The sequence below is a fragment of the Corallococcus sp. M7 genome, assembly GCF_054512695.1.
In genome coordinates this window covers 3416186-3439656 of sequence record NZ_CM137252.1, presented here as the reverse complement: position 1 = coordinate 3439656, position 23471 = coordinate 3416186, and the positions used below count along the sequence as shown (strand labels likewise).

Annotated in this window: 13 protein-coding genes; 9 read left to right on the top strand and 4 right to left on the bottom strand. The window is 71.0% G+C overall.

Annotation, left to right across the window (positions count from 1 at the left end; genetic code table 11):
* Positions 1-2: 2 nt before the first annotated feature.
* A complete protein-coding gene (locus tag ACX114_RS13980; RefSeq protein WP_459298365.1) occupies positions 3-1088 on the bottom strand; it encodes an aldo/keto reductase in 1086 nt (361 codons plus the stop codon).
* Positions 1089-1182: 94 nt separating this feature from the next.
* Between ACX114_RS13980 and ACX114_RS13975 the strand changes: the two genes are divergently transcribed.
* Together ACX114_RS13975 and ACX114_RS13970 are read left to right on the top strand one after the other, a co-directional pair.
* Positions 1183-1590: a MarR family winged helix-turn-helix transcriptional regulator gene (locus tag ACX114_RS13975; RefSeq protein ID WP_459298363.1), complete on the top strand. Its 408-nt coding sequence runs from the start codon at positions 1183-1185 to the stop codon at positions 1588-1590.
* Positions 1591-1678: 88 nt separating this feature from the next.
* Complete coding sequence (locus ACX114_RS13970) at positions 1679-3061, top strand: hypothetical protein (RefSeq protein ID WP_459298361.1); 1383 nt, start codon at positions 1679-1681, stop codon at positions 3059-3061.
* Here ACX114_RS13970 and ACX114_RS13965 read toward each other — a convergent pair.
* Together ACX114_RS13965 and ACX114_RS13960 are read right to left on the bottom strand one after the other, a co-directional pair.
* The gene (locus ACX114_RS13965; protein ID WP_459298359.1) at positions 3030-3368 is read right to left on the bottom strand and encodes a DUF3817 domain-containing protein; all 339 of its coding nucleotides are present in this window, start codon (positions 3366-3368) and stop codon (positions 3030-3032) included. The two genes, ACX114_RS13970 and ACX114_RS13965, sit on opposite strands and share 32 nt — an antisense overlap.
* Positions 3365-3733: a hypothetical protein gene (locus ACX114_RS13960; protein ID WP_459298357.1), complete on the bottom strand. Its 369-nt coding sequence runs from the start codon at positions 3731-3733 to the stop codon at positions 3365-3367. The genes ACX114_RS13965 and ACX114_RS13960 overlap by 4 nt, the downstream gene beginning before the upstream one ends.
* A gap of 148 nt (positions 3734-3881) precedes the next feature.
* On the opposite strand from ACX114_RS13960, the gene ACX114_RS13955 reads away from it, so the two are divergent.
* Entirely contained in the window at positions 3882-4895 is a 1014-nt protein-coding gene (locus ACX114_RS13955) for a GlxA family transcriptional regulator (RefSeq protein ID WP_459298355.1), read from the top strand.
* On the opposite strand, the gene ACX114_RS13950 is transcribed toward ACX114_RS13955, so the two are convergent.
* Positions 4828-5760, bottom strand: coding sequence for an MBL fold metallo-hydrolase (locus ACX114_RS13950; RefSeq protein WP_459298353.1), 933 nt, complete (start codon positions 5758-5760; stop codon positions 4828-4830). The genes ACX114_RS13955 and ACX114_RS13950 overlap by 68 nt on opposite strands.
* Positions 5761-5873: 113 nt before the next feature.
* Between ACX114_RS13950 and ACX114_RS13945 the strand changes: the two genes are divergently transcribed.
* From ACX114_RS13945 to ACX114_RS13920, 6 genes are all read left to right on the top strand, one after another.
* Complete coding sequence (locus tag ACX114_RS13945; protein WP_459298351.1) at positions 5874-6761, top strand: LysR family transcriptional regulator; 888 nt, start codon at positions 5874-5876, stop codon at positions 6759-6761.
* A gap of 39 nt (positions 6762-6800) precedes the next feature.
* The gene (locus ACX114_RS13940; RefSeq protein ID WP_459298349.1) at positions 6801-7388 is read left to right on the top strand and encodes an NYN domain-containing protein; all 588 of its coding nucleotides are present in this window, start codon (positions 6801-6803) and stop codon (positions 7386-7388) included.
* A gap of 27 nt (positions 7389-7415) precedes the next feature.
* Complete coding sequence (locus tag ACX114_RS13935) at positions 7416-9164, top strand: DUF885 domain-containing protein (RefSeq protein ID WP_459298347.1); 1749 nt, start codon at positions 7416-7418, stop codon at positions 9162-9164.
* The gene (locus ACX114_RS13930) at positions 9161-10039 is read left to right on the top strand and encodes an alpha/beta hydrolase (protein WP_459298345.1); all 879 of its coding nucleotides are present in this window, start codon (positions 9161-9163) and stop codon (positions 10037-10039) included. The genes ACX114_RS13935 and ACX114_RS13930 overlap by 4 nt, the downstream gene beginning before the upstream one ends.
* Positions 10040-10213: 174 nt before the next feature.
* On the top strand, positions 10214-17002 hold the full coding sequence (locus ACX114_RS13925; RefSeq protein WP_459298343.1) for an amino acid adenylation domain-containing protein: 6789 nt from the start codon (positions 10214-10216) through the stop codon (positions 17000-17002).
* Complete coding sequence (locus ACX114_RS13920) at positions 16999-23454, top strand: amino acid adenylation domain-containing protein (RefSeq protein ID WP_459298341.1); 6456 nt, start codon at positions 16999-17001, stop codon at positions 23452-23454. Before ACX114_RS13925 ends, ACX114_RS13920 begins: the two co-directional genes overlap by 4 nt.
* The last annotated feature ends 17 nt before the right edge of the window (positions 23455-23471 follow it).

Here is a 23471-nt window from a genome sequence, read left to right as displayed (position 1 = left end):
GGTCAGTAGACCTTGTCGCCCTTCTGCACGCCGAAGCCAGAGGCCGGCAGCTGGACGCCGTTCACCGTCGTCCCGCCGTTGTGGATGGCGGGGAACATGGGCTCCATGCTCTGCGGGAACCCGAACGTGGGCTTCGTGAGCTCATCCAGCCGGGCCATCTCCTCGGCCGTGAGCTTCACGTCGGCGGCCTTCACGTTGTCCTCCAGCTGCGCGATCCGCCGCGCGCCGATGATGGTCGAGCCCACGCCCGGCTTCGCCATGACCCATGCCAGCGCCACGCGCGCCGGGGTGCTCTCATGCGCCCGGGCGATGGCCTCCAACGCGTCGACGACCGTGTAGGTCTTCTCGTTCAGGAAGGGCTCGATGAAGGCGCCGCGGTCGCCCTTCAGCTGGCCCGCGTTCTTGCGGGTGTACTTGCCGCTGAGCGCGCCGCTCTTGAGCGGGGACCACGGGGTGATGCCCAGCCCGTGCTCCAAAGCCATGGGGACCAGCTCCTGCTCCACGCTGCGCTCGAGCAGCGAGTATTCGATCTGCAACCCGATGAAGGCCGACCAGCCCCGGAAGCGCGCGGTGACGTTGGCCTCGACGACCTTCCAGGCAGGCGTGTCGGAGACGCCCAGGTAGCGGACCTTGCCGGCCCGGACTAGGTCCTCGAGCGCGGCCATCGTCTCGTCGATGGGCGTGTGCTTGTCCCAGTTGTGCAGCCAGTAGAGGTCGATGTAGTCGGTCTGCAGGCGGCGGAGCGAGTTCTCGCACGCAGAGATGATGGACTTGCGGCCGGAGCCGCCCCCGTTCGGGTCGCCGGGGTAGAGGTTGCCGCTGAACTTCGTGGCGATGACCAGGCGGTCGCGCCGGGCGGCGTGCCTGCCCACATGGTCACCGATGATCTTCTCGGAATGGCTCTTCGTGTAGAAGTTCGCCGTGTCGATGAAGTTGCCGCCCAGTTCGATGAAGCGGTCGATGATGTGCTGGGACTCCTCCACGCTGGTGCCCCAGCCAAGGTCTTCACCGAACGTCATCGCACCAAGGCACAGCGGGCTCACGCGCAGGCCGGAGCGGCCGAGCGTCACGTAGTGGTCGAGAGGCATGGGGTCTCCAGGGGATGTGTTACCGTTTCAGGGAGGCCGAATTGGTTCAGCCTTGAATTGATTTAATTTTGTACCAATTTCCGCGCAAGGGCCCATGTCGAAGATCGACCCGGCGAAGATCTGGTCGCTGAACTACAACCTGTTGATGTCGGTCATCGCGGGGGTCTCCCCCGACATCTCCGGGTTGGGTTTGGACACGAAGGAGCTGTTCGTGCTGTCGCAGGTGGAGGAGCACCCCTACCCGGCCGAGTTGGCGGCGACCCTGAGCATGCCGAAGCCAACCATCACGGTGTACGTGAAGCGGCTGGAGGCGGCGGGCTTCCTGCGCCGGGAGATTGATGCCGAAGACCTGCGGCGGCACCGGCTCCAGGTCACCCCTGCCGGACGCAAGGTGACGGCGAAGGGGCTCACGCTGCTGTCGGAGGCGTTCGGCGCGAGGCTCGGCCGCTTGAGTGCGGCGGAGCAGGCCGAGCTGCGGAGCCTGCTCGAGAAGATGAGCTGACCGGCGGCTTGAATCCAGCCGATCCCCTGGTGCTTGATTCCGTCCATGACGCCGAGACGGTTTCCGTCCGGCCGGGAGTTCCCCACACATGCAGACGCGTCGCGCGGGTGAAGTGATTCTGGGTGCACTGGTGTGCTGGATGCTCGCTGCCTGCGGCGGCGGCGACAAGGTGAAGGTCCGGGGCCACGTCACCAATGGAGGGGGCCAGCAGTCGCAGGGGCTCACCGACGGCGCGCCCGCGCTGGCCGGGGACGGAACGGTCGCGGCGGCGGCCACGGTGCGGATCAGCCGCGTGGTGGCGTCCGGCGACCTGACGACGCTGGCGGAGGCCGACGTCGCGGCGGATGGCAGCTACACGCTGGAGCTGGAGGACCCGGGTCAGCGGCTGATCATCGAGGCGGTGAACGCGTCCCAGGTCACGGTGGGCTCCGCGGTGCTGGACTCCACGGCGCCGCAGTCCGGTCAGGACGTGCGCACGGCGCCGCCCATCACGAGTGAGTCCTCGCTGGAGGCGGAGGTCTTCGTCCAGATGGTGCGGGACGGGGACTCGCCGGAGGGCGTGGACACGGTGGACCTGCGCGCGCGGCTGAACGCGGAGCAGGCGGCGGCGGTGCGCGGCCAGCTCAAGGCGACGGCGGCGGAGTCGGTGGAGGCGCTCGGCGCGGCGGTGAGGGCTGCGCAGGCGACGCGGATCAAGGCGTATGCCCGGGCGGGAGTGGTCGTCACGCAGGAGCAGCTCTTCAGCGCGTCGCTGGACGCGTCCGCGCAGTTGGACGCGGCGCTGGATGCGGGAGGACCGTCCGCGGCGGGCGCCTACGACACGTTCTTCGCGGCGGTGCGCGCGGCCACGCCCCAGGCGAACGACGCTCAGGACCAGCAGGCGGAGCGAGAGGCCAGCGTGTCCTACCGCATCGCGGTGGACGCGCGGCTGTCCTCGGGAGCGGGGATCGCGGTCGCGGACACGTCGGTGCGGGCCGCAGCCGCGCTGGAGGCCCGGGCCACCGAGGCCGCCGTGAAGGCCCTGCTCCAGGGCGCGAGCGCCGCCGACCTGACGTTGCAGCAGGCGAACACCGCCGCCACGTCGCTGCGCGCGAACCTCTCCTCCGCCACGTCGGCCAGCGCCGCCGCGACGGCCTGGACGACCTACAACACCCAGCTCGCCACCGGCGGCAGCGCGACCGTGATGGGCGCGCAGCTGGGGGTGACGAGCAGCAACCAGCTCGCCTTCGATTCGGCGGTGCACGCGGGAGCGCAGGCGGGTGCGACGCTCGAAGCCGCGTTGGGCACGGTGCTGGAACAGTCCGGCAAGGCGCCCGCCACGACGCTCGCGGACGCGGTGGTCAACGCCTACGCCACCTATGACGCCGCGGTGCGCGGCGGCGCCACCGCCACCCTGACGGCCTTCGGCCCCAAGGCCACCACCGGCGTGGAGCTGCTGATCATCTCCGAGGGCTCGTTCCGCCTGCGGTAGGTGTGGCGCCGTCCTCCGCTCGCTGCTCCTCCCGCCGCAGCGAGCGGTCCAGCACGAAGGTCCCGAATGGCACCAGCGACGCGCCGAATGCCGCGAGCGAACGGCGCGCCGTCCAGCCGTGTTCGGAGGCCGCGCGGAACAGGGACGACACGAAGAGCAGGAACAACAGCCCGTGGACGCTGCCGGTAATCCGCACCGCCAGGGGCTGATCCAACAGGTACTTCACCGGCATCGCGATGAAGAGCAGCCCCAGGAAGGACATCCCCTCCAGGAAGGCCACCCATCGTAGTTGTCTCAGCGCATTCATGTGTCCACCCAGGGCCAGCGCGGCCGGAAGACCATCAGCACCAGCACGCAGAAGAACGGCACGGCCGCCAGCAGCGACACCGCCAGCGTGCGCCGCCCGGTGGACGCCATGGCCACCAGTGCCAGCTGCGACACCAGCGACAGCGTCAACCCGCCCAATATCCACGCCTCCGTCAGCGCGATGTTGAACTGGAGCGTGAGCAGGTAGCCCGCCGTCCACGTCACCACCAACCCCGGTGACGCGATGGCGTGCACCGCGCGCTTGCGGTCCCCGGACTCCGTCGCGGCCAGCGCCCCCACGAGCCCGCCGCCGTAAAGCACCACACCCACGAACTTCAGCAGGAGCAGCAAGCGATAGAGCAACACCCGGAACCCTCACCGTGAGCCCGTCAGTCCCCGTCCGTATGACACGGGTTCCGCCCCCAGCGTGAGTGGCGGAAACGCCATCTTTCGACGACTTCCCGCCACGACTCGGTGGCTGGCGGGAACACCCCCACCCTGTCATCTTCCCGCCATGCACACCGTGGCCATCGTCGCGCTGGATGGAGTGGTGCCCTTCGACCTCTCGATTCCCACCGAGGTCTTCGGCCGCGTGCGGCTGCCGGACGGCCGCGCGGGCTACCAGGTCCGCGTCTGTAGCGTGACGCCAGAGGTCCATGCGGGCGCGTTCCAACTGAAGACCCGCCACGGTCTGGGCGCGCTGGCTCGCGCGGACACCATCGTTCTTCCGGGCATCTCGGATGTCTCCGCGCCCGTTCCACCCCAGCTCCTGAAGGCGCTCCGCGCGGCGGCGCATAGAGGCGCGCGAATCGCGTCCATCTGCTCAGGGGCGTTCATCCTGGCCGCGACCGGGCTGCTCGACGGACTGCGCGCCACCACCCACTGGATGGGCACGGAGGAGCTGGCCCGGCGTCATCCCCGCGTCCAGGTGGATCCGAACGTCCTCTACGTCGACAACGGCCAACTGCTCACCTCCGCGGGCGCGGCGGCGGGCCTGGACCTGTGCCTGCACCTGGTGCGGCGCGACCATGGCTCCGCCGTGGCGGCGGACGCGGCGCGGCTGGCCGTGATGCCGCTGGAGCGCGACGGCGGCCAGTCCCAGTTCATCACCCACGCTCCGCCCTCACCGGAAGGCGCGTCGCTGGAGCCACTCCTGCGCTGGATGGAGGACCACCTGCACCGCCCGCTCACGCTCCCGGCCCTCGCTCGGAAGGCGGCGATGAGCGAGCGCACCCTGAGCCGCCGCTTCCGGGAACAGACCGGCACCACGCCGCTCCAGTGGCTCCTGCGCGCCCGCGTGCGCCGCGCCCAGCACCTGCTGGAGACCACCGGCCGGTCCGTGGAGGCCGTCGCTCAAGAGGTGGGCTTTCACTCGCCCACCACCTTCCGCGAACACTTCCATCGCTTCGTCACCACCAGCCCTCTCGCCTACCGCCGTGCGTTCCGGGGAGGAGCCCGCCTCAGTGCTGGTGGCCGAAGCGCACCTCCACCTCCGGGTGCGCCGCGACGAAGGCGCGCAGCTTCTTGAAGCTCTCCACGCCACGCGGCCCGTCCTCCGTGAAGGTGCCCGGCTCCACGTCGTGCTCCCAGCCCCAGCGCGTGTGGCTGGCGTCGCCCAGCAGCAGCACCGGCCCCTTCGTGGAACGCACGAGGTACGCGGTGCTGCCCGGCGTGTGCCCCGGCACCCAGAGCGCCCACACGGAAGCATCCCCGAAGATGTCCACCGCTCCGTCGAAGAGGCCCTTCTCGTCCGCCGTGTAGTTCCACTCCGACAGCGCCGGCTTGCCCTCCAGCGCGCGGTCCGTGGCGCCTTGCACCACCAGGTTCCGGAAGGCGCGCAGGCCCGCCTCGCCCGGGCCGGTGTACACGGGCGTCCCCGCCGGCGCGTCCGCCATGCCGCTGATGTGGTCCGGGTGCAGGTGCGTGAGGAAGACGCCGGAGAGCGGCTGGGGCTGCTTCGCCAGCCACTCGCCCAGGGGCGCCAGCACCTTCATCTTCTCCATGTGCATCGCGCTCGTGATGATGCCGCCCAGCGCCGAACGGTCCGGCGCGTCCCGCAGCGCCGTCTCCACGCCGGTGTCCACGATGTACATCCCCTGCGTCGGGTGGCGCAGCGCGTGGAAGAAGACCTGCACGGGCTCGTCCCCGTCCTCCAGGTGCGCCGCCTTCGCCGCCGGGTGGTCCAGGTTGATGAGCCCACTCCGGTCCACGGCCCAGTCGCACGAGGTGACGGTCTCCAGTTCCACCGGGCCCGGCACGTCCAGCTCCGCGAGCAGCGCGTCCGCCGGCCGCGTCACGCCGAGCGCGGACTTCTGGACGGCGTGCGAGGACGTGGCGCAGCCGGTGGTGAACCCGGCGAGACCGAGGCAGAGCGCGAGCAGGGTCGACTTCATGGCGGACTCCTTCTTCCTTCCGGCGCGAGGCACCGGGCGTTCGGGACAGGCGGCAAGATGCGCGATGCACCCGTGGATGGAAATCCGCGAAAACGGCATGATGCCATCCATTCATGGATATCTCCTGGGACGACGCCCGGCTGTTCCTCGCCATCGCGGAGACGGGCAGCTTCAGCGGGGCCGCGCGGCGGCTGCGCATCGGACAGCCCACGGTGAGCCGCCGGCTGGCCGCGCTGGAGTACGCGGTGGGCTCGGCGCTGTTCCGCCGCAGCGTGGATGGCGCGGCGCTCACGGCGGCGGGTGAGCGGCTGCTCGTGCCCGCGAAGAAGATGGCGGAGTGGGCCGGAGAGCTGCACCGCGCGGCGGAGTCCGCGGACAGCTCACCCCGGGGCATCGTGCGCGTGACGGCCACGCCCTTCATGAGCTTCGACTTCGTGGCCCCCTTCGCCGCCTTCGTCTCCCAGAAGCACCCGGGCCTGCGCCTGGAGGTGCAATCCCAGATTCAATACCTGGACCTGGGGCGCGGTGAGGCGGACCTCGCGCTGCGCGGACGGCCTCCCACGAGCGCGGACCTGAAGCTCGTGGACACGCTGGAGGTCCCCAACGCCATCTTCGTGTCCAAGGCCCTCAAGGCCCGGCTGCCAAGGAACGTGTCGCTCCAGCAGCTGCCCTGGGTGGCCTGGGCGCCCCCCTTCGAAGCCGTCCCGCCCAACCCTCAACTGGAGTCGATGATCCCCGGCTTCGCCCCGTCCTTCACGGCGGACAACTACCTGGTGATGCTCTCGGCGGCGGAGGCCGGCCTGGGCGCGATGGTGATGGCGCGCATGGCGCACCGCTTCACCCGCCCCACGCAGCTGGTGCCGCTGGAGCTGGACCTGGGGCCCTTCTCCCGGAGCCAGACCCACCTGGTGTGCGCGAAGTCCGCGCTCGATATTCCCCGGGTGCGGCGCGTGTCGGAGCTGCTGATGGAGGAGTTCCAACGAATTCGCCTGGGTCGATGAAAACCCCCAACGGCCGGCAGCCCGCGTATTGTGCCCGCCATGCAATCCGCTCGACCCGCCGCAGCATCCTACGTCCTCATCGATGCCGAGAACGTCGATTGGGCCGTCTCCAACATCGTCGGGCGCAAGCCCGAGCCCCAGGACCGGGTGCAGTTCGACCGGCTGGTCGCCTTCTGCGACACGTACTTTCCCAAGCCCGTGCGCTGCGTGGTGGTGCTCAACGCGCGTGGCGAGCAGCTGCCGGACGCGATGATTGGCTTCGTGCGCGCGCTGAAGTCCGCGGGCTGTGAGGTGGCGCTGCTGCACGGCCGGACGGATCAGAAGGTCGTGGACCTGGGCATCCTCAAGCTCCTGGAGAACATCCGCACCCAGCGCCCGGGAGCGGCGGTGGGCCTGGCCAGCCATGACGGCGCGGACTTCGCGGAGGCGCTCAAGCCCCTGCTGGAGGAGAAGCGCCAGGTCGCCGTGCTCGGCCTGCGCGAGTACGTGAGCCAGAAATTCCGCGAGCTCACCCCCATGGGCCTGAAGGTCGTGGACCTGGAGCTCAACGCCCGCGTGTTCCAGCGCCCCCTTCCCCGGCTGCTGCCGGTCAACGTGGACGAGTTCGATCCTTCGCTGTTCGTCTAGCCGCGGTTTCCCTTCCGGAGTCCGTCCATGTCATCCGAGTCCGTCCCCCAGCGCGGCGCCGCGTCCGCTTCGCTGCACGCCCTGCTGGAAGCGGAGTGGCAGTACTCGCTCCAGCAGTACCCCACCTACGCGTCGCTCCTGGGGGACCGGCGCTGGAATGACCGATGGGATGACCTGAGCCTCACGGCGCTGGAGGCGGATCACCAGCACAGCCACGCCGTGCTGCGCCGGCTCCAGGACGTGGACCGCGCCGCGCTGGACAGCGACGCGGACCGGCTGCACCTGGACCTCTTCCGCCGGATGCACGAGACCTGGATTGAAGAGTACGGGGTGAAGAGTCACCTCCTGCCCTTGAACCAGATGGGGTGCCTGCCGGAGGGGCTCAAGATGCCGCCGGGCCTCCAGACGGCGTACCAGTTGGCGGACACCCTGCGCTTCGAGACGGTGCGGGACTACGAGGACTGGGTGAAGCGGCTGGAGGGCTTCGGCGCCTACGCGGATCAGGTGGTGGCGCTGATGCGCGAGGGCATGCGCCAGCACCGCATCCACCCGCGCATCGTGCTCCAGCGCATCCCGCCGCAGTTGGAGCGGCAGGTGGTGAAGGATCCGACCCAGAGCGGCTTCTACGGTCCCTTCACCCGCATGCCGAAGGAGTTCTCTCCGGAGGACGCGCGGAGGCTCTCGCAGGCGGGGCGCGACGCCATCGCGAACACCGTGGTGCCCGCGCTCAAGCGCGCCCTGGACTTCGTCACCACGGAGTACCTGCCCGCCGCGCCGGAAGACGTGGGCGTGTGGCAGTTCCCGGACGGCGAGGCGATGTACACGGTGCTCGCGCGCCGGCACACGACGACGCGCCTGACGCCCGAGGAGATCCACGCGATGGGGCTCGCGGAGGTCCAGCGGCTGCGCGCGGAGATGGACGCGGTGATGGCGCGCACGGGCTACACCGGCACGCTCCAGGGCTTCTTCGAGAAGCTGCGCACGGAGACGCGCTTCTACGAGCCCACGGGCGAGTCGCTGCTCGCGCGCTACCGGGCGCTGGCCCGCCGCATCGATCCGCTGCTGCCGCGGCTGTTCCGGACGATGCCGAAGACCCCCTACGTGGTCGAACCCATCGCGGAGGCCATGGCCCCGGACGTGACGACGGGCTTCTACTTCCCGGCCGCCGCGGACGGCTCGCGCCCGGGCACCTTCCAGGTGAACCTCTACCGCCCGGAGACGCGGCCCGTCTGGGAGATGGTCCCCCTGACGCTGCACGAGGCCGTGCCCGGCCACCACTTCCAGGTGTGCCTGGCCAACGAGCAGACGGACGTGCCGGACTTCCGCCGCTTCACATCCTACGTGGCCTTCGATGAAGGCTGGGCGCTGTACAGCGAGTCCCTGGGCGACGAGCTGGGCCTGTACGACGACCCGCACGACAAGTTCGGCCAGCTCGCCTACGAGATGTGGCGCGCGGTGCGGCTGGTGGTGGACACCGGCCTGCACGCGAAGCGGTGGACGCGGAAGCAGGCGCTGGACTTCTTCATGGAGAACGCGCCCCGCCAGGAGCTGGACGTCACCAACGAGGTGGACCGCTACATCGCGTGGCCCGGCCAGGCGCTGGCGTACAAGGTCGGCCAGCTGCGGATCCGCGCGCTGCGGGACAAGGCGGAGGCCGCGCTGGGGACGCGCTTCGACGTGAAGGCCTTCCACGACGTGGTGCTCCTGACGGGCTCCCTTCCGCTGGACGTGCTGGAGGCGAAGGTCGACGCGTGGGTGGCTCGGGAGTCCGCGTGAAGCGTCCGCTCGTCGCCGGGCTCCTGCTGGGAGGCGTGGCCCTGCTGGCGATGGCGGCCTGGGTCGCGGTGCGCAGCGCGCGCTACATCTCCCAGGAGGTGCACCCGCCCCGGCAACCGGTGGGCAGTCCTCCCAAGGACGCGGAGTTCGCGGGCCTGCGCGACGTGGCGTTCCAGGACCGTGACGGCCTCCAGCTCAAGGGCTGGTACCTGCCGCCACGCGACGGGGCGCTCGTCGTCCTGGTCCATGGCCTGTCGGGCAACCGCACGCAGCTCCTGCCCGAGGCGCGGTTCCTGGCGAAGGCCGGGTACGGGCTGGTGCTCTTCGACCTGGGCGCGCACGGCGAGAGCGGCGGCACGGTGTCCACGTACGGCGACCGCGAGGCGGCCCAGGTGCGGGCGGCGGTGGACTTCGCCGCGCTCCAGCCGGAGGTGGATGCGAAGCGCATCGGCGCGCTCGGGTTCTCCCTGGGGGGCTACTCCGTGCTGAAGGCCGCGGCGGAGGATCCGCGCCTCAAGGCCGTGGTGGTGGAGGCCGCGGCGGTGGCCCCCGCGCAGGCGCTCCAGGACGAGCTGGGGCATTGGGGTCCCCTGGGCCTGTGGCCGGCGCTGGGGGTGATGAAGCGCGCGGGCGTGGACGTGAACGCCGTGCAACCCGCGCGGGACATGGCCGCGCTCGCGGGCCGCCCCGTGCTGCTGGTGGCAGGCGAGTCGGATCCATGGGTGCCGGACGCAGCCCTGGAAAACCTGCTTCGCCAGGGTCAGGGCCCCTGGGAGAAGTGGCGTGTGCCGGGCGCGGGGCACGAAAGCTACGTGCAGGCCTCCCCCGAAGAATATCCACGCAGGGTGGTGGCGTTCTTCTCGCGCTTTCTCTGAATGTGGAGGTTGGGAAGCAGCCGAGGGGCCGGCTGGATGTAAGGAATCTGCCCAGACGCGATCATTCCATTCCAGGCATGGCATGCTGCGCGGCCGGGTTGGCCCGTCTTTCCCATCCTCATCAATATCAAACGCTCGGAACCTGACGGTCGGATGGCCCGGGGGGAAAAGTCCGTGGACGCAGCGCTCATGCAGACAGTGGTGGCGCGTTTCACCGCGCAAGCGTCCCGGACGCCTGACACCGAGGCGGTCCGGTTCGAGGGAGTGGGGCTGACGTACGCGGCGCTGGACCGCCGCTCCAACCAGCTGGCCCACCATCTGCGCGGCCTGGGCGTCACCACGGATGTGCTCGTGGGCGTGTGCCTGGAGCGCTCGGTGGAGATGGTGGTGGCGGTGCTGGCCGTGCTCAAGGCTGGCGGCGCGTATCTGCCATTGGACCCGGCCTATCCCGCGCCACGTCTGGCTTTCATGCTGGAGGACGCGAAGGCGCCGGTGCTGCTCACCCAGGCGAAGCTGCGCGCCGGCCTGCCTGCCTTCGCGGGCCCGGTGCTGTGCCTGGACGAGTCCCCTGCCCTCTTCGCTCCGGAGGCTCTGGCCTCCCCGGTGGACGCCTCCAGCCTGGAGGGGCTGGCCTACGCCATCTACACGTCCGGCTCCACGGGCACGCCCAAGGGCGTGGCCATGGGACACCGGCCGCTCGCCAACCTCATCGCGTGGCAGCTGGGGCAGTCCATCGCGGGGCCGGGCACGCGCACGCTGCAGTTCTCCCCGCTGTCCTTCGACGTGTCGTTCCAGGAGCTGTTCGGCACCTGGTGCTCCGGCGGGACGCTGGTGCTGGTGCGGAACGCGCTGCGGCTGGACGCCGTGCTGCTGTTGCAGTTGCTGGCGGACGAGCGCGTGGAGCGGCTGTTCCTGCCCTTCATCGCGCTGCAGAACCTGGCGGAGATCGCCACCTCGCACCAGAAGGTGCCGCCCGCCCTGCGCGAGGTCGTCACCGCGGGCGAGCAGCTCCAGGTGACGCACCACCTGCGCGCGTTCTTCTCCGCGCTGCCGGGCTGCGCGCTGCACAACCACTACGGCCCGTCGGAGACACACGTCGTCTCCAGCTACGTGCTCCGGGGCTCGCCCGACACGTGGCCCGCGCTGCCGCCCATTGGCAAGGCGGTGGACGGCTGCGAGCTGCTGGTGCTGGACGAGCAGAAGAAGCCCGTGCCGCAGGGCGAGTCCGGCGAGCTGTTCCTCGCGGGCGTGTGCCTGGCGAAGGGCTACCTGCACCGCGAGGCGCTGACGGCGGAGCGCTTCGTGCCGCACCCGCTCAAGCCCGGCACCAGCGAGCGCGCGTACAAGACGGGCGACCTGGCGCGCGTGCTGCCGGACGGCAACGTGGAGTTCCTGGGCCGCATCGACGGCCAGGTGAAGGTGCGCGGCTACCGCATCGAGCTGGGCGAGATTGAGGTCGCGCTGGGCAGCCACCCGGCGGTGAAGCAGGTGGCGGTGGTGGCGCGCGAGGACGTGCCCGGCGACAAGCGGCTGGTCGCATACATCGTCCCGGACGGAACGCTGGAGCACGCGGCCGGAGCGCTGCGGCGCCACCTGTCCACGCGGGTGCCGGACTACATGGTGCCCTCCGCGTTCGTGGTGATGGACGCGCTGCCGCGCACGCCCAGCGGGAAGATTGACCGCCGCGGCCTGCCCGCCCCGCTGCCCACGCGGCCGGAGCTGCAGCAGGCGTTCGTCGCGCCGCGCTCGCCGCTGGAGCGCACGCTCGCGGACGCGTGGGCGCAGCTGTTGCGCATCGACCGGGTGGGCGTGCACGACAGCTTCTTCGAGCTGGGTGGCAACTCGCTGCTCGCGCTCCAGTGCGTGGCGCGGCTGCGGCAGGCGCACGGGCTGGAGATCCCCATCGTCCAGCTGTTCCAGTCCCCCACGGTGGCGCAACTGGCAGCCGTGCTGACGGGGGATGCGTCGAAGCCGTCGCTGCGTCAGCAGGTGGAGTCGCGGCAGTCGAAGCGGCGGCAGGCGGGGGGCGGCGCGGAGCCGGTGGCCATCATCGGCATGGCGGGCCGCTTCCCGGGCGCGCCCGACCTCGAGACGTTCTGGAAGAACCTGGTGGGCGGCGTGGAGTCCGTCGCCACCTTCACGCGCGAGGAGGTGGACCCGTCCGTGCCCGCCGTCGAGCGCGACGCCCCCGAGTACGTGCGGGCGCGCGGCATCCTGGACGGCGTGGAGCTGTTCGACGCGGCCTTCTTCGGCATCACGCCGAAGGAGGCGCAGGTGATGGATCCGCAGCAGCGCCTGTTCCTGGAGACGGCGTGGGAGGCGCTGGAGTCCGCCGGCTGCGTGCCGGAGACCTACCCCGGCCTCATCGGTGTCTTCGCGGGCACGCACAACAACAGCTACCAGCCGCTGCACGTGCTGCCCCGGCAGGACATCGTGGGCCGGGTGGGCGCCTTCCAGGCGATGGTGGCCAACGAGAAGGACTACGTGGCCACCCGCGTCGCGCACAAGCTGGACCTGCGCGGCCCCGCGCTGTCGCTCAACACCGCGTGCTCCACGTCGCTGGTCGCGGTGGCGCAGGCCTTCTGGGCGCTCCAGACGCACCAGTGCGACGTGGCGCTCGCGGGCGGCGCGTCCGTGACGGTGCCGCAGAAGTCCGGCCACCTGTACCAGGAGGGCGGCATGCTCTCCCAGGACGGGCACTGCCGCCCCTTCGACGCGCAGGCCACCGGCACCCTCTTCAGCGACGGCCTGGGCGCGGTGGTGCTCAAGCGCCTGTCGGACGCGCAGGCGGACGGTGACGTCATCCACGCCGTCCTGCGCGGCGTGGGCATCAACAACGACGGCGCGGCCAAGGTGAGCTTCGCGGCGCCGGGCGTGGAGGGCCAGGCCACCGCCATCGCGACGGCGCACGCGAACGCGGGCATCGACCCTCGCACCATCCGCTACGTGGAGGCGCACGGCACGGCGACGCCGCTGGGCGACCCCATCGAGGTCGAGGCGCTGTCGCAGGCGTTCCGCGCGCACACGTCCGACACGGGCTTCTGCGCCATCGGCTCGGTGAAGAGCAACTTCGGCCACCTCACCGCCGCGGCGGGCGTGGCGGGCCTGTTGAAGACGGTGCTCTCGCTGAAGCACCGCGAGCTGCCGCCGACGCTGCACTTCCAGACGCCCAACCCCAAGATCGACTTCCCGCGCAGCCCCTTCTTCGTGCAGGCGAAGCGCTCCGCGTGGCCGGAGGGCACGGGCCCCCTGCGCGCGGGGGTGAGCTCGTTCGGCGTGGGCGGCACCAACGCGCACGTCGTGGTGGAGGAGGCTCCGGAGCGTCCGGCCTCCGGTCCGTCGAAGCCGCGACAGCTCCTCACGCTGTCGGCGAAGACGCCCGCGGCCGTGACGCAGGCGGCGCTGCGGCTGGCCGCGCACCTCCAGGCGCATCCGGAGGATTCACTCGCGGACGTGGCGCACACGCTGGCCACGGGGCGCAAGGCGTTCCCGTTCCGCCGCGCCGTGGTGGCGGGCACGCATGAGGAAGCGATTCGGGCGCTGACGGCCGCCGAGCCGGAGGCCTCCGGGCTGGAGTCCACGCCGCCGGTCGCGTTCCTCTTCCCGGGACAGGGCTCGCAGCACCCGGACATGGCGCACGGGCTGTACCGCCACGCGCCGGCCTTCCGCGCCACGGTGGATGCGTGCGCGGAGGTGCTCAAGCCGCTGCTCGGGCGCGACCTGCGCGAGGTGCTCTTCCCCAAGGACCCGGAGTCTCCCGAGGCCGCGGAGGCGCTGCGCCAGACGTCGTTCGCGCAGGCGGCGCTGTTCACGGTGGAGTACGCGCTCGCGCAGCTCTGGTGGAGCTGGGGTGTGCGGCCGGGCGCGCTCGTGGGCCACAGCGTGGGCGAGTTCGTCGCCGCGTGCCTCGCGGGTGTCTTCACTCTGGAGGACGCGCTGCACCTGGTGGCGAAGCGCGGCCAACTGATGCAGGCCCAGGCGCCGGGCAGCATGCTGTCGGTGCGCCTGTCCGCGGAGGCGGTGACGCCCCGGCTGACGGACGGGCTGGCCATCGCTTCGGACAACGGACCGCGCCTGTGCGTGGTGTCCGGGCCCACGGAGGCCGTGCAGCGGCTCCAGGCCGCGCTGGAGGCGGAGGGCACCGCGTGCCGGATGCTCCAGACGTCGCACGCGTTCCACTCGCCGATGATGGACGCCGCGGTGGCGCCCTTCCTGGAGACGCTGAAGGGCGTGCGCCTGTCCGAGCCGCGCATCCCCATCGTCTCCACCGCGACGGGCACGTGGCTGAAGGCCTCCGAGGCGACGTCCCCTGAGTACTGGGCGCGGCACCTGCGCGACACGGTCCGCTTCTCTCCCGCGCTGCGCACGCTCTGGGACAAGGGCGACCACCTGCTGTTGGAGGTGGGGCCGCGCGTGACGCTCGCCACGCTGGCGCGGCAGCAGGCCACGGCCGACCAGCGCTCGCGGGTGTTCGCCTCCCTGGGCGAGTCCACCGGGGATGCCGCGGACTGGACCGCCCTCTTGACCGCCGCGGGCCAGCTCTGGCGCCGGGGCGTGGCCCTGGACTGGCGGGCCTTCCACGCCGACGAACAGCGCCAGCGCGTCACCCTTCCCACGTATCCCTTCCAGCGGCAGCGCCACTGGATCGACCTTGAGCGGGCGCCCGTGCCCGCCCCCACCCTCTTCACCGGAGCCTCCGTGAGTCCCGCCCCCGTTCCCCGTGCCGAGCGTCTCGTCCCCACCCTGCGCAACCTCTTCGAGGAGCTGAGCGGCCTGGAGCTGGCCGACGCGGATCCGGGCGCGAGCTTCCTGGAGCTGGGGCTCGACTCGCTGGTGCTCACGCAGGCGGCGCTCGCGGTGCAGAAGCAGTTCGGCGTGAAGGTGACGTTCCGGCAGCTCCTGGAAGAGGTCCCGTCGCTGGGACAGCTCGCCGCGTTCCTCGACGGCCGCATGCCGGCGGAGGCCGCGCCTGCCCCGGTGGCCGCCGCGCCGGCCGCGCAGCTCACCGCGAACATCCTCGGACAGCCGCAGGTCGCCCCGTCCGCGGGCGCCGCGTTCCCCGCGCAGGCCGCGCCTGCCGTCGGTGCCTTCCCCGCCCAGGGCGCGCCTGCGCAGTTCGCCGCCGCCGGTGCCGCGTTCCAGGCCCAGGCGATGGCCGCACCCGCCGGCAGCCTCCAGGCGGTCGTCGCGCAGCAGCTGTGGCTGATGACCCAGCAGCTCGCGCTGTTGTCCGGCCAGCCCGCGCAGGCCGTGGCCCCGCAGGCCTTCGCCCCGGCGCCCACCGCGCAGCCGCAGCCCGTGCAGGCCCAGGCGGAGCAGGCTCCCGCCGCGCAGCCGCAGGCCGCCGCTCCTGCTCCGGCCGCCGCGCCGGAGGAGGCCGACCTCAAGGGCCCGGTGAAGTACGACGTGAAGAAGGCCTTCGGCGCCATCGCGCGCATCAGCCTGGCTCCGAAGGACACGCTCACGCTCCGCCAGCAGACGTTCCTGGAGGACTTCACCCGCCGCTACAACACGAAGACGCAGGGCTCCAAGCGCTACGCCCAGGAGAACCGCGCCCAGCTGTCGGATCCGCGCGTGGTGACGGGCTTCCGCCCGCTGCTCAAGGAGCTCATCTACCCGCTGACCGTGAACCGCTCCAAGGGCTCCAAGCTCTGGGACGTGGACGGCAACGAGTACCTGGACGCGCTCAACGGCTTCGGCTCCGTGATGTTCGGCCACGCGCCGGACTTCATCACCCAGGCCGTGCACCAGCAGGTGAACGACGGCTACGAGCTGGGGCCCATGCACCCGCTGGCCGGCGAGGTCGCGAAGCTCGTCTGTGAGTTCACCGGCGCGGACCGCGCGGCGCTCTGCAACACCGGCTCCGAGGCGGTGATGGGCGCGATGCGCATCGCCCGCACCGTCACCGGCCGCAGCACCATCGCCATCTTCACCGGCAGCTACCACGGCATCTTCGACGAGGTGCTGGTGCGCGGCACCAAGAGCCTGCGCACCGTGCCGGCCGCCCCGGGCATCATGGCGGGCGCGGTGCAGGACGTGCTGGTGCTGGACTACGGCACGCCGGAGTCGCTCGAAATCCTGCGCGCCCGCGCGGACTCGCTGGCCGCCATCATGGTGGAGCCCGTGCAGAGCCGCCGCCCGGACTTCCAGCCGCGCGAGTTCCTGCACCAGCTGCGCGACCTCACCCAGAAGTCCGGCTCCGTCTACATCTTCGACGAGGTCATCACCGGCTTCCGCATGCACCCGGGCGGCGCCCAGGCCATCTTCGGCGTGCAGGCGGACGTGGCCACCTACGGCAAGGTCGTGGGCGGCGGCATGCCCATTGGCGTCATCGCGGGCAAGCGCCCGTTCATGGACGCGCTGGACGGCGGCCACTGGCAGTTCGGCGACGACTCCGTGCCCACGGTGGGCGTGACGTACTTCGCGGGCACCTTCGTGCGCCACCCGCTGGCGCTCGTCGCCGCGAAGGCCGCGCTGGAGCACATGAAGGCCGCGGGCCCGGAGCTCCAGCGCAGCGTGAGCGCCAAGGCGGACAAGCTCGCCAGCACGCTCAACGCGTTCTTCGACGAGGTGGGCGCCCCGCTGCGCATCAAGCACTTCGGGTCGCTGTGGAAGACGTTCGTCACGTCGGACGTCGCCAACGCGGACCTGCTGTTCTGCCTGCTGCGCGACAAGGGCATCCACATCTGGGATGGCTTCCCCTGCTTCTTCACCACGGCGCACTCGGACGCGGACGTGCAGCGCCTCATCACCGCGTTCCAGGACAGCGTCACGGAGCTGCAGGACGCGGGCTTCCTGCCCGGCACGGCCCGTCCCCAGCCGCAGGCCCCCGCCGCCTTTGATTCCAACCAGCCGCCCGTCCCCGGCGCCCGCCTGGGGCGTGATCCGCAGGGCAACCCCGCCTGGTTCGTCCCGCACCCCACGGTGCCCGGCAAGTTCGTCAAGCTGAGCGAGACCCGATGAAGACCCCCGCGACCCCGATTCAGGACCTGCCCGACGACTTCGATCCGTTCGCCGGGCCCGCGCTGCTGCTCACCGCGCCGTCCACCGAGCCCCAGCGCGAGGTGTGGACCGGCGTGCAGATGGGCCCGGACGCGTCGTGCGCCTTCAACGAGTCCATGTCCGTGCGGCTGCACGGCCCGCTCAACGTCGAGTGCCTGCGCGCCGCGCTCCAGGACCTGAGCGAGCGGCACGAAGCGCTGCGCACCACGTTCAGCGCGGATGGCCTCACGCTGTGCGTGGCCGCCTCCACGCCCTTCCCGCTGGAGGTCCTCGCGCTGGACGCGCTGCCGCCCTCCGAGCGCGACGCCCGCGTCCGCGAGCTCGTGGCCCAGGAGGTGGAGACGCCGCTGCCCCTGGAGGCCGGGCCGCTCTTGCGTCCGCGCCTGGCGCGGCTGTCCGCGGAGGAGCACCTGCTGACGCTGACCGCGCACCACATCGTGTGTGACGGCTGGTCCATGGCGGTGATGCTGCGGGACCTGGCGACGTTCTATTCGGCGCACGTGCGGCGCACCCCGCACACGCTGTCGCCCGCGCCCACGTTCAGCGACTACGCCCGCGCGCAGGCCCAGCTGGCCACGACGCCGGAGTACGCCGAGCACGAGCGCTACTGGCTGAAGCAGTTCTCCGGCTCGCTGCCGGTGCTGGAGCTGCCGCTGGACCGGCGCCGTCCGCCGTCCAAGACGTACAGCTCCCGGCGTGAGGACTACGTCCTGGAGCCCGCGCTCGTGGAGCAGCTCAAGCGCGTGGGCGCGAAGCACGGCGGCAGCTTCTTCACCACGCTGCTGGCGGGCTTCAAGGCGCTGCTGCACCGGCTGACGGGGCTGGAGGACGTGGTGGTGGCCATCCCCGCCGCGGGCCAGTCCGTGGCCGGGCTGAAGGACCTGGTGGGCCACTGCGTGAACTCGCTGCCCCTGCGCAGCAACGTCGCCGCGGAGGCGCCCTTCACGCAGGTGCTCAAGCAGCTGCGCACCACGATGCTCGATGCCTACGAGCACCAGGAGTACACGTTCGGCACGCTGCTCAAGCAGCTGGCGCTGCCTCGTGACCCGAGCCGCCTGCCGCTGGTCAACGTGCTGTTCAACGTGGACCAGGCCGTCACGGGCGAGCAGTTGGAGTTCCAGGGCCTCACCTGCACCCTGGGGAGCAACCCGCGCCACTACGAGAACTTCGACCTCTTCATCAACGCGGCCGAGGCCCATGGCCGCGTGGTGCTGGAGTGCCAGTACAACACCGACCTCTTCGATGGCTCCACGGTTCGCCGCTGGATGTCATGTTACGAAGAATTGCTGCGGGGCGTGGTCGCCGACGCGGAAGCGCCCGTGTCGCGCCTGCCGCTCTTGCCCGCAGCTGAGAAGCAGCGCGTGCTGGTGGACTGGAACGCCACGGAGAAGCCGTTCGACCGCGGCGCCTTCGTCCACACGCTCGTGGCCGCTCAAGCACAGGCCACGCCCGACGCGGTGGCTTTGCGCGCGGGGGACGTGACGCTCACGTACCAGCAACTCATCCAGCGCGCCCACCAGGTGGCGAACGCGCTGAAGCAGGAGGGCGTCGCGGCGGGAAGCCTCGTCGGCCTCTTCACGAATCGCGGCGCGGACATGGTGGTGGGCCTGCTGGGCATCCTCGAAGCGGGTGCTGGCTACGTCCCGCTCGACCCCGGCTTCCCGCCCGAGCGTCTGGCCTTCATGGTCGAGGACGCGAAGCTCTCCACCATCCTCACGCAGCAGTCGCTGGTGGCGTCCCTGCCGTCCACGAGCGTGAAGCCCCTGCTCATCGAGGACACGGCTTCGCAGCCCGAGTCCGCGCTCCCTGCGCAGGACGTCACGCCCGAAGCCGTGGCGTACGTCATCTACACGTCGGGTTCGACGGGCAAGCCCAAGGGCGTGCGCGTCCCGCACCGCGCGGTGGTGAACTTCCTGGGCACCATGCAGGAGGCCCCCAGCCTCTGTGCCCAGGACGTGCTGCTGGCCGTCACCACGCTCTCCTTCGACATCGCCGTGCTGGAGCTGCTGCTGCCCCTCACCACCGGTGCCCAGGTGGTGCTCGCCTCGCGCGACACCGCCTCCGACGGTGCGCTGCTCAAGGCCGCGCTGGACTCCAACGCCGTCACCGTCATGCAGGCCACGCCTTCCACCTGGCGCCTGCTGCTGGAGGCCGGCTGGCAGCCGCGCCCCGGCTTCAAGGCCCTTGTTGGTGGCGAGGCCCTTCCTCGCGAGCTGGCCGAAGCGCTCCTCGCCCGCGTCGGCAGCCTGTGGAACATGTACGGACCCACGGAGACCACCGTCTGGTCCACTACGTGGCGCGTGCAGCCGCCCCTCTCCTCCATCCGCATCGGCCGCCCCATCGCCAACACCCAGCTCTATCTCCTCGATGCGCACCTGGCCCCCGTGCCGGTGGGCGTCGCGGGCGAGCTGTACATCGGCGGCGACGGCGTGACGCTGGGCTACCTCCACCGCCCGGAGTTGACGCAGGAGCGCTTCCTGCCCAACCCCTTCCGTGCCGGCGAGCGCATGTACCGCACGGGGGACCTGGCCCGCTGGCTGGCCGACGGCACCGTCGAGTACCTGGGCCGCAATGACTCGCAAGTGAAGCTGCGCGGCTTCCGCATCGAGCTGGGTGAAGTCGAGGCGGCGCTGGCCTCGCATCCGTCCCTCGCCCAGGCCGTGGCCCTCGTCCGCGAGGACCGCCCCGGTGACCGCCGCCTTGTCGCGTATCTCATCGCGCGGCCCGGTCAGGCGATTCCGGCGGATGAAGCCCTGCGCGCGCACCTCAAGCAGGGGCTGCCGGAGTACATGGTTCCGCAGCACTTCGTGGCCCTGCCCGCGCTGCCGCTCACGCCGAACGGCAAGGTGGACCGCAAGGCCCTGCCTTCGCCGCAAGTGGAGTCGCAGGAGGACGCCTACGTCGCTCCTCGCGACGAGACGGAGCAGAAGCTCGCGGCCATCTTCGCGGACGTTCTGGGGCTGCGCCGGGTGAGCGTCACGGCGGACTTCTTCCGTCTGGGCGGCCACTCACTGCTGGCATCGCAGGCCCTCACGCGCGCGAGCCGGGACCTGGACGTCAGCCTCACGCTGCGCCGCATGTTCGAGGCGCCCACCGTGGAGAAGCTGGCCCGGCTGGTGCGCGGCGACGACGGGGCGGCGAGCCCCGCGCAGCGCATTTCCGCCCGCGCTGGCACCGCGCCCGCGCCGCTGTCCCTCATGCAGCAGCGGCTGTGGTTCCTGGAGCAGCTCAACCCGGGCACGGCTGTCTACAACCTGCCCTCCGCGTTCCGCCTCCACGGCGCGCTGGACGTGGGTGCGCTGCGATTCAGCTTCAACAAGCTGCTGGAGCGCCAGTCGTCCCTGCGCACCTTCGTGCGGTGGGACGAGGGCACGCCGGTGCAGCACGTGGCCCCGTCCCTGACGGTGGAGCTGGAACCGGTGGACCTGGAGTCCGTCCCCGCGAACACGCGCGAAGAGGACCTGCTGCGCCGCCTCCAGGCGCTGGCGGACGAGTCCATCCCCATCACCGCCGCGCCGCTGTTCCGGCTGACGCTGTTCCGGCTGGGCGCCAACGAGCACGTCCTCTTCTTCATGCCCCATCACCTCATCTGGGATGGGTGGTCGTTCGACGTGTTCCTGCGCGAGTTGGACATCATCTACTCCGCGCTCACCAAGGGTCAGGAGCCCAAGCTCCCCACCCTGCCCATCCAGTACGCGGACTTCACCGAGTGGCACCGCAACTGGCTCCAGGGCGAGGAGCTGGAGCGGCAGGCGCGCTACTGGAAGGGGAAGCTCTCCGGGAACCTGCCTGCGCTGGAGCTGCCCACGGACAAGCCGCGCCCCGCGCAGATGAGCCTCAAGGGCGGCACGGAGCCCTTCGTCCTCACCGGCGCGGAGGTGGACGCCCTCACGAAGCTGGGCCGGGAGTCCAACGCGACGCTGTACATGGTGCTGCTCACGGCGTTCAAGACGCTGCTGCACCGCTACAGCGGCCAGGAGGACCTGGTCGTGGGCACGCCCATCCGGGGCCGCTCGCATCCGGAGGTCGAGGACCTGCTGGGCTTCTTCGTCAACACGCTCGTGCTGCGCACGCAGCTGGCGCCGGAGCAGACGTTCCGCCAGTTGCTGGAGCGCGTGCGCACCACGTGCATGGAGGCCTTCGGCCACCAGGACATGCCCATCGAGCTGCTGATGCAGCAACTGGGCGTGCAGCGCGACCTGAGCCGCACGCCGCTGTTCCAGACGTTCTTCACCTTCCAGGACGTGCGCAACCGCGGCTCCAGCCTGGGGGATCTCACCTATGGCCAGGTGCACGTGCACGCGCACGCGACGCCGCTGGACCTGAGCTTCTGGGTGAAGGAGACGGCGAACGGCATCGTCGGCGGCATGGACTACAACACCGACCTGTTCGAGCGGGACACCGTCGTCCGCATGCTCGAGCAGATCCGCACGCTGCTGCGCGCCGCGGTGTCCGACGCGGAGGTGCCGGTGTCCCGCATGCCGCTGCTTCCCGAAACGGAGAAGCAGCGCGTGCTGGTGGACTGGAACGCCACCGAGAAGCCGTTCGACCGCGGCGCCTTCGTCCACACGCTCGTGGCCGCGCAGGCCCAGGCCACGCCCGACGCGGTGGCGCTGCGCTCCGGCGCGGTGACGCTCACGTACCAGCAGCTGATCCAGCGCGCCCACCAGGTGGCGAACGCGCTGAAGCAGGAAGGCGTCACCGCCGGGAGCCTCGTCGGCCTCTTCACCGAGCGCGGTCCGGACATGGTGGTGGGCCTCCTGGGCATCCTCGAAGCGGGCGCTGGCTACGTCCCGCTCGACCCCGGCTTCCCGCCCGAGCGTCTGGCCTTCATGGTCGAGGACGCGAAGCTCTCGCTCGTGCTCACCCAGCGCGCGATCCAGAGCACCCTGCCCTCCACCACGGCGAAGGCCCTCCTCGTCGAGGACACCACGTCGCAGGCGGACACGGCCCCCGAGGTTCCTGGCGTCACGCCCGAGGCCGTGGCGTACGTCATCTACACCTCGGGTTCGACGGGCAAGCCCAAGGGCGTGCGCGTCCCGCACCGCGCGGTGGTGAACTTCCTGGGCACCATGCAGGAGGCCCCCAGCCTCTCCGCCCAGGACGTGCTGCTGGCCGTCACCACGCTCTCCTTCGACATCGCGGTGCTGGAGCTGCTGCTGCCGCTCACCACTGGTGCGCAGGTGGTGCTCGCCTCGCGTGACACCGCTTCCGATGGTGCGCTGCTCAAGGCCGCGCTGGAGTCCAACGCCATCACCGTCATGCAGGCCACGCCTTCCACCTGGCGCCTGCTGCTGGAGGCCGGCTGGCAGTCGCGCCCTGGCTTCAAGGCCCTCGTCGGTGGCGAAGCCCTTCCGCGTGAGCTGGCCGAGGCGCTGCTCGCCCGCGTCGGCAGCCTGTGGAACATGTACGGCCCCACGGAGACCACCGTCTGGTCCACCACCTGGCGCGTGCAGCCGCCCCTCTCCTCCATCCGCATCGGCCGCCCCATCGCCAACACCCAGCTCTATCTCCTCGATGCGCACCTGGCCCCCGTGCCGGTGGGCGTCGCGGGCGAGCTGTACATCGGCGGCGACGGCGTGACGCTGGGCTACCTCCACCGCCCGGAGTTGACGCAGGAGCGCTTCCTGCCCAACCCCTTCCGCGCGGGCGAGCGCATGTACCGCACGGGGGACCTGGCCCGCTGGCTGGCCGACGGCACCGTCGAGTACCTGGGCCGCAATGACTCGCAGGTGAAGCTGCGCGGCTTCCGCATCGAGCTGGGTGAAGTCGAGGCGGCGCTCGCTTCGCATCCGTCCCTGGCCCAGGCCGTGGCCCTCGTCCGCGAGGATCGCCCCGGTGACCGCCGCCTCGTCGCGTACCTGGTGACGAAGCCGGGACAGGCCTACACGGACACGGAGCTGCGCAAGCACCTGCGTTCCCAGTTGCCGCAGTACATGGTGCCGCAGCACTTCGTGGAGCTGGAGTCGCTGCCGCTCACGCCGAACGGCAAGGTGGACCGCAAGGCCCTGCCGCCTCCGGCGGGCACCGCGCGTCCCACCGAGGACGCCTTCGTCGCGCCGCGCACGCCGACGGAGCAGCACCTGGCGCGCATCTGGCGGGAGGTGCTCGGCATCGCGCAGGTGGGCGTGCACGACAACTTCTTCAACATCGGCGGGCACTCGCTCCTGTCGTTCCAGGTCGTGATGCGCGTCAAGAAGGAGCTGAACCAGGAGCTGCACCCGCGCACGCTCCTGCTCAACACGCTGGAGCAGGTGGCCTCGCAGCTCGGGCCCGTGGCGGCGGCTCCCACGCCCCCCGTCAGGACGCAGCCCGTCACGCAGACAAAGACTGCCACCCCGGAGACTTCTGTTCCCCTGGCGCAACGCTTGTTCAATAAGCTGAAGGGGAAACTGCCGGGGCGCTCGGACTGAGCGGCCCTTGAGGAGAA

Coding starts and splice junctions, on each gene's coding strand:
- ACX114_RS13920 (WP_459298341.1), top strand. CDS start 16,999: ATGAAGACCCCCGCGACCCCGATTCAGGACCTGCCCGACGACTTCGAT.
- ACX114_RS13975 (WP_459298363.1), top strand. CDS start 1,183: ATGTCGAAGATCGACCCGGCGAAGATCTGGTCGCTGAACTACAACCTG.
- ACX114_RS13965 (WP_459298359.1), bottom strand. CDS start 3,368: ATGAATGCGCTGAGACAACTACGATGGGTGGCCTTCCTGGAGGGGATG.
- ACX114_RS13935 (WP_459298347.1), top strand. CDS start 7,416: ATGTCATCCGAGTCCGTCCCCCAGCGCGGCGCCGCGTCCGCTTCGCTG.
- ACX114_RS13940 (WP_459298349.1), top strand. CDS start 6,801: ATGCAATCCGCTCGACCCGCCGCAGCATCCTACGTCCTCATCGATGCC.
- ACX114_RS13980 (WP_459298365.1), bottom strand. CDS start 1,088: ATGCCTCTCGACCACTACGTGACGCTCGGCCGCTCCGGCCTGCGCGTG.
- ACX114_RS13955 (WP_459298355.1), top strand. CDS start 3,882: ATGCACACCGTGGCCATCGTCGCGCTGGATGGAGTGGTGCCCTTCGAC.
- ACX114_RS13970 (WP_459298361.1), top strand. CDS start 1,679: ATGCAGACGCGTCGCGCGGGTGAAGTGATTCTGGGTGCACTGGTGTGC.
- ACX114_RS13950 (WP_459298353.1), bottom strand. CDS start 5,760: ATGAAGTCGACCCTGCTCGCGCTCTGCCTCGGTCTCGCCGGGTTCACC.
- ACX114_RS13945 (WP_459298351.1), top strand. CDS start 5,874: ATGGATATCTCCTGGGACGACGCCCGGCTGTTCCTCGCCATCGCGGAG.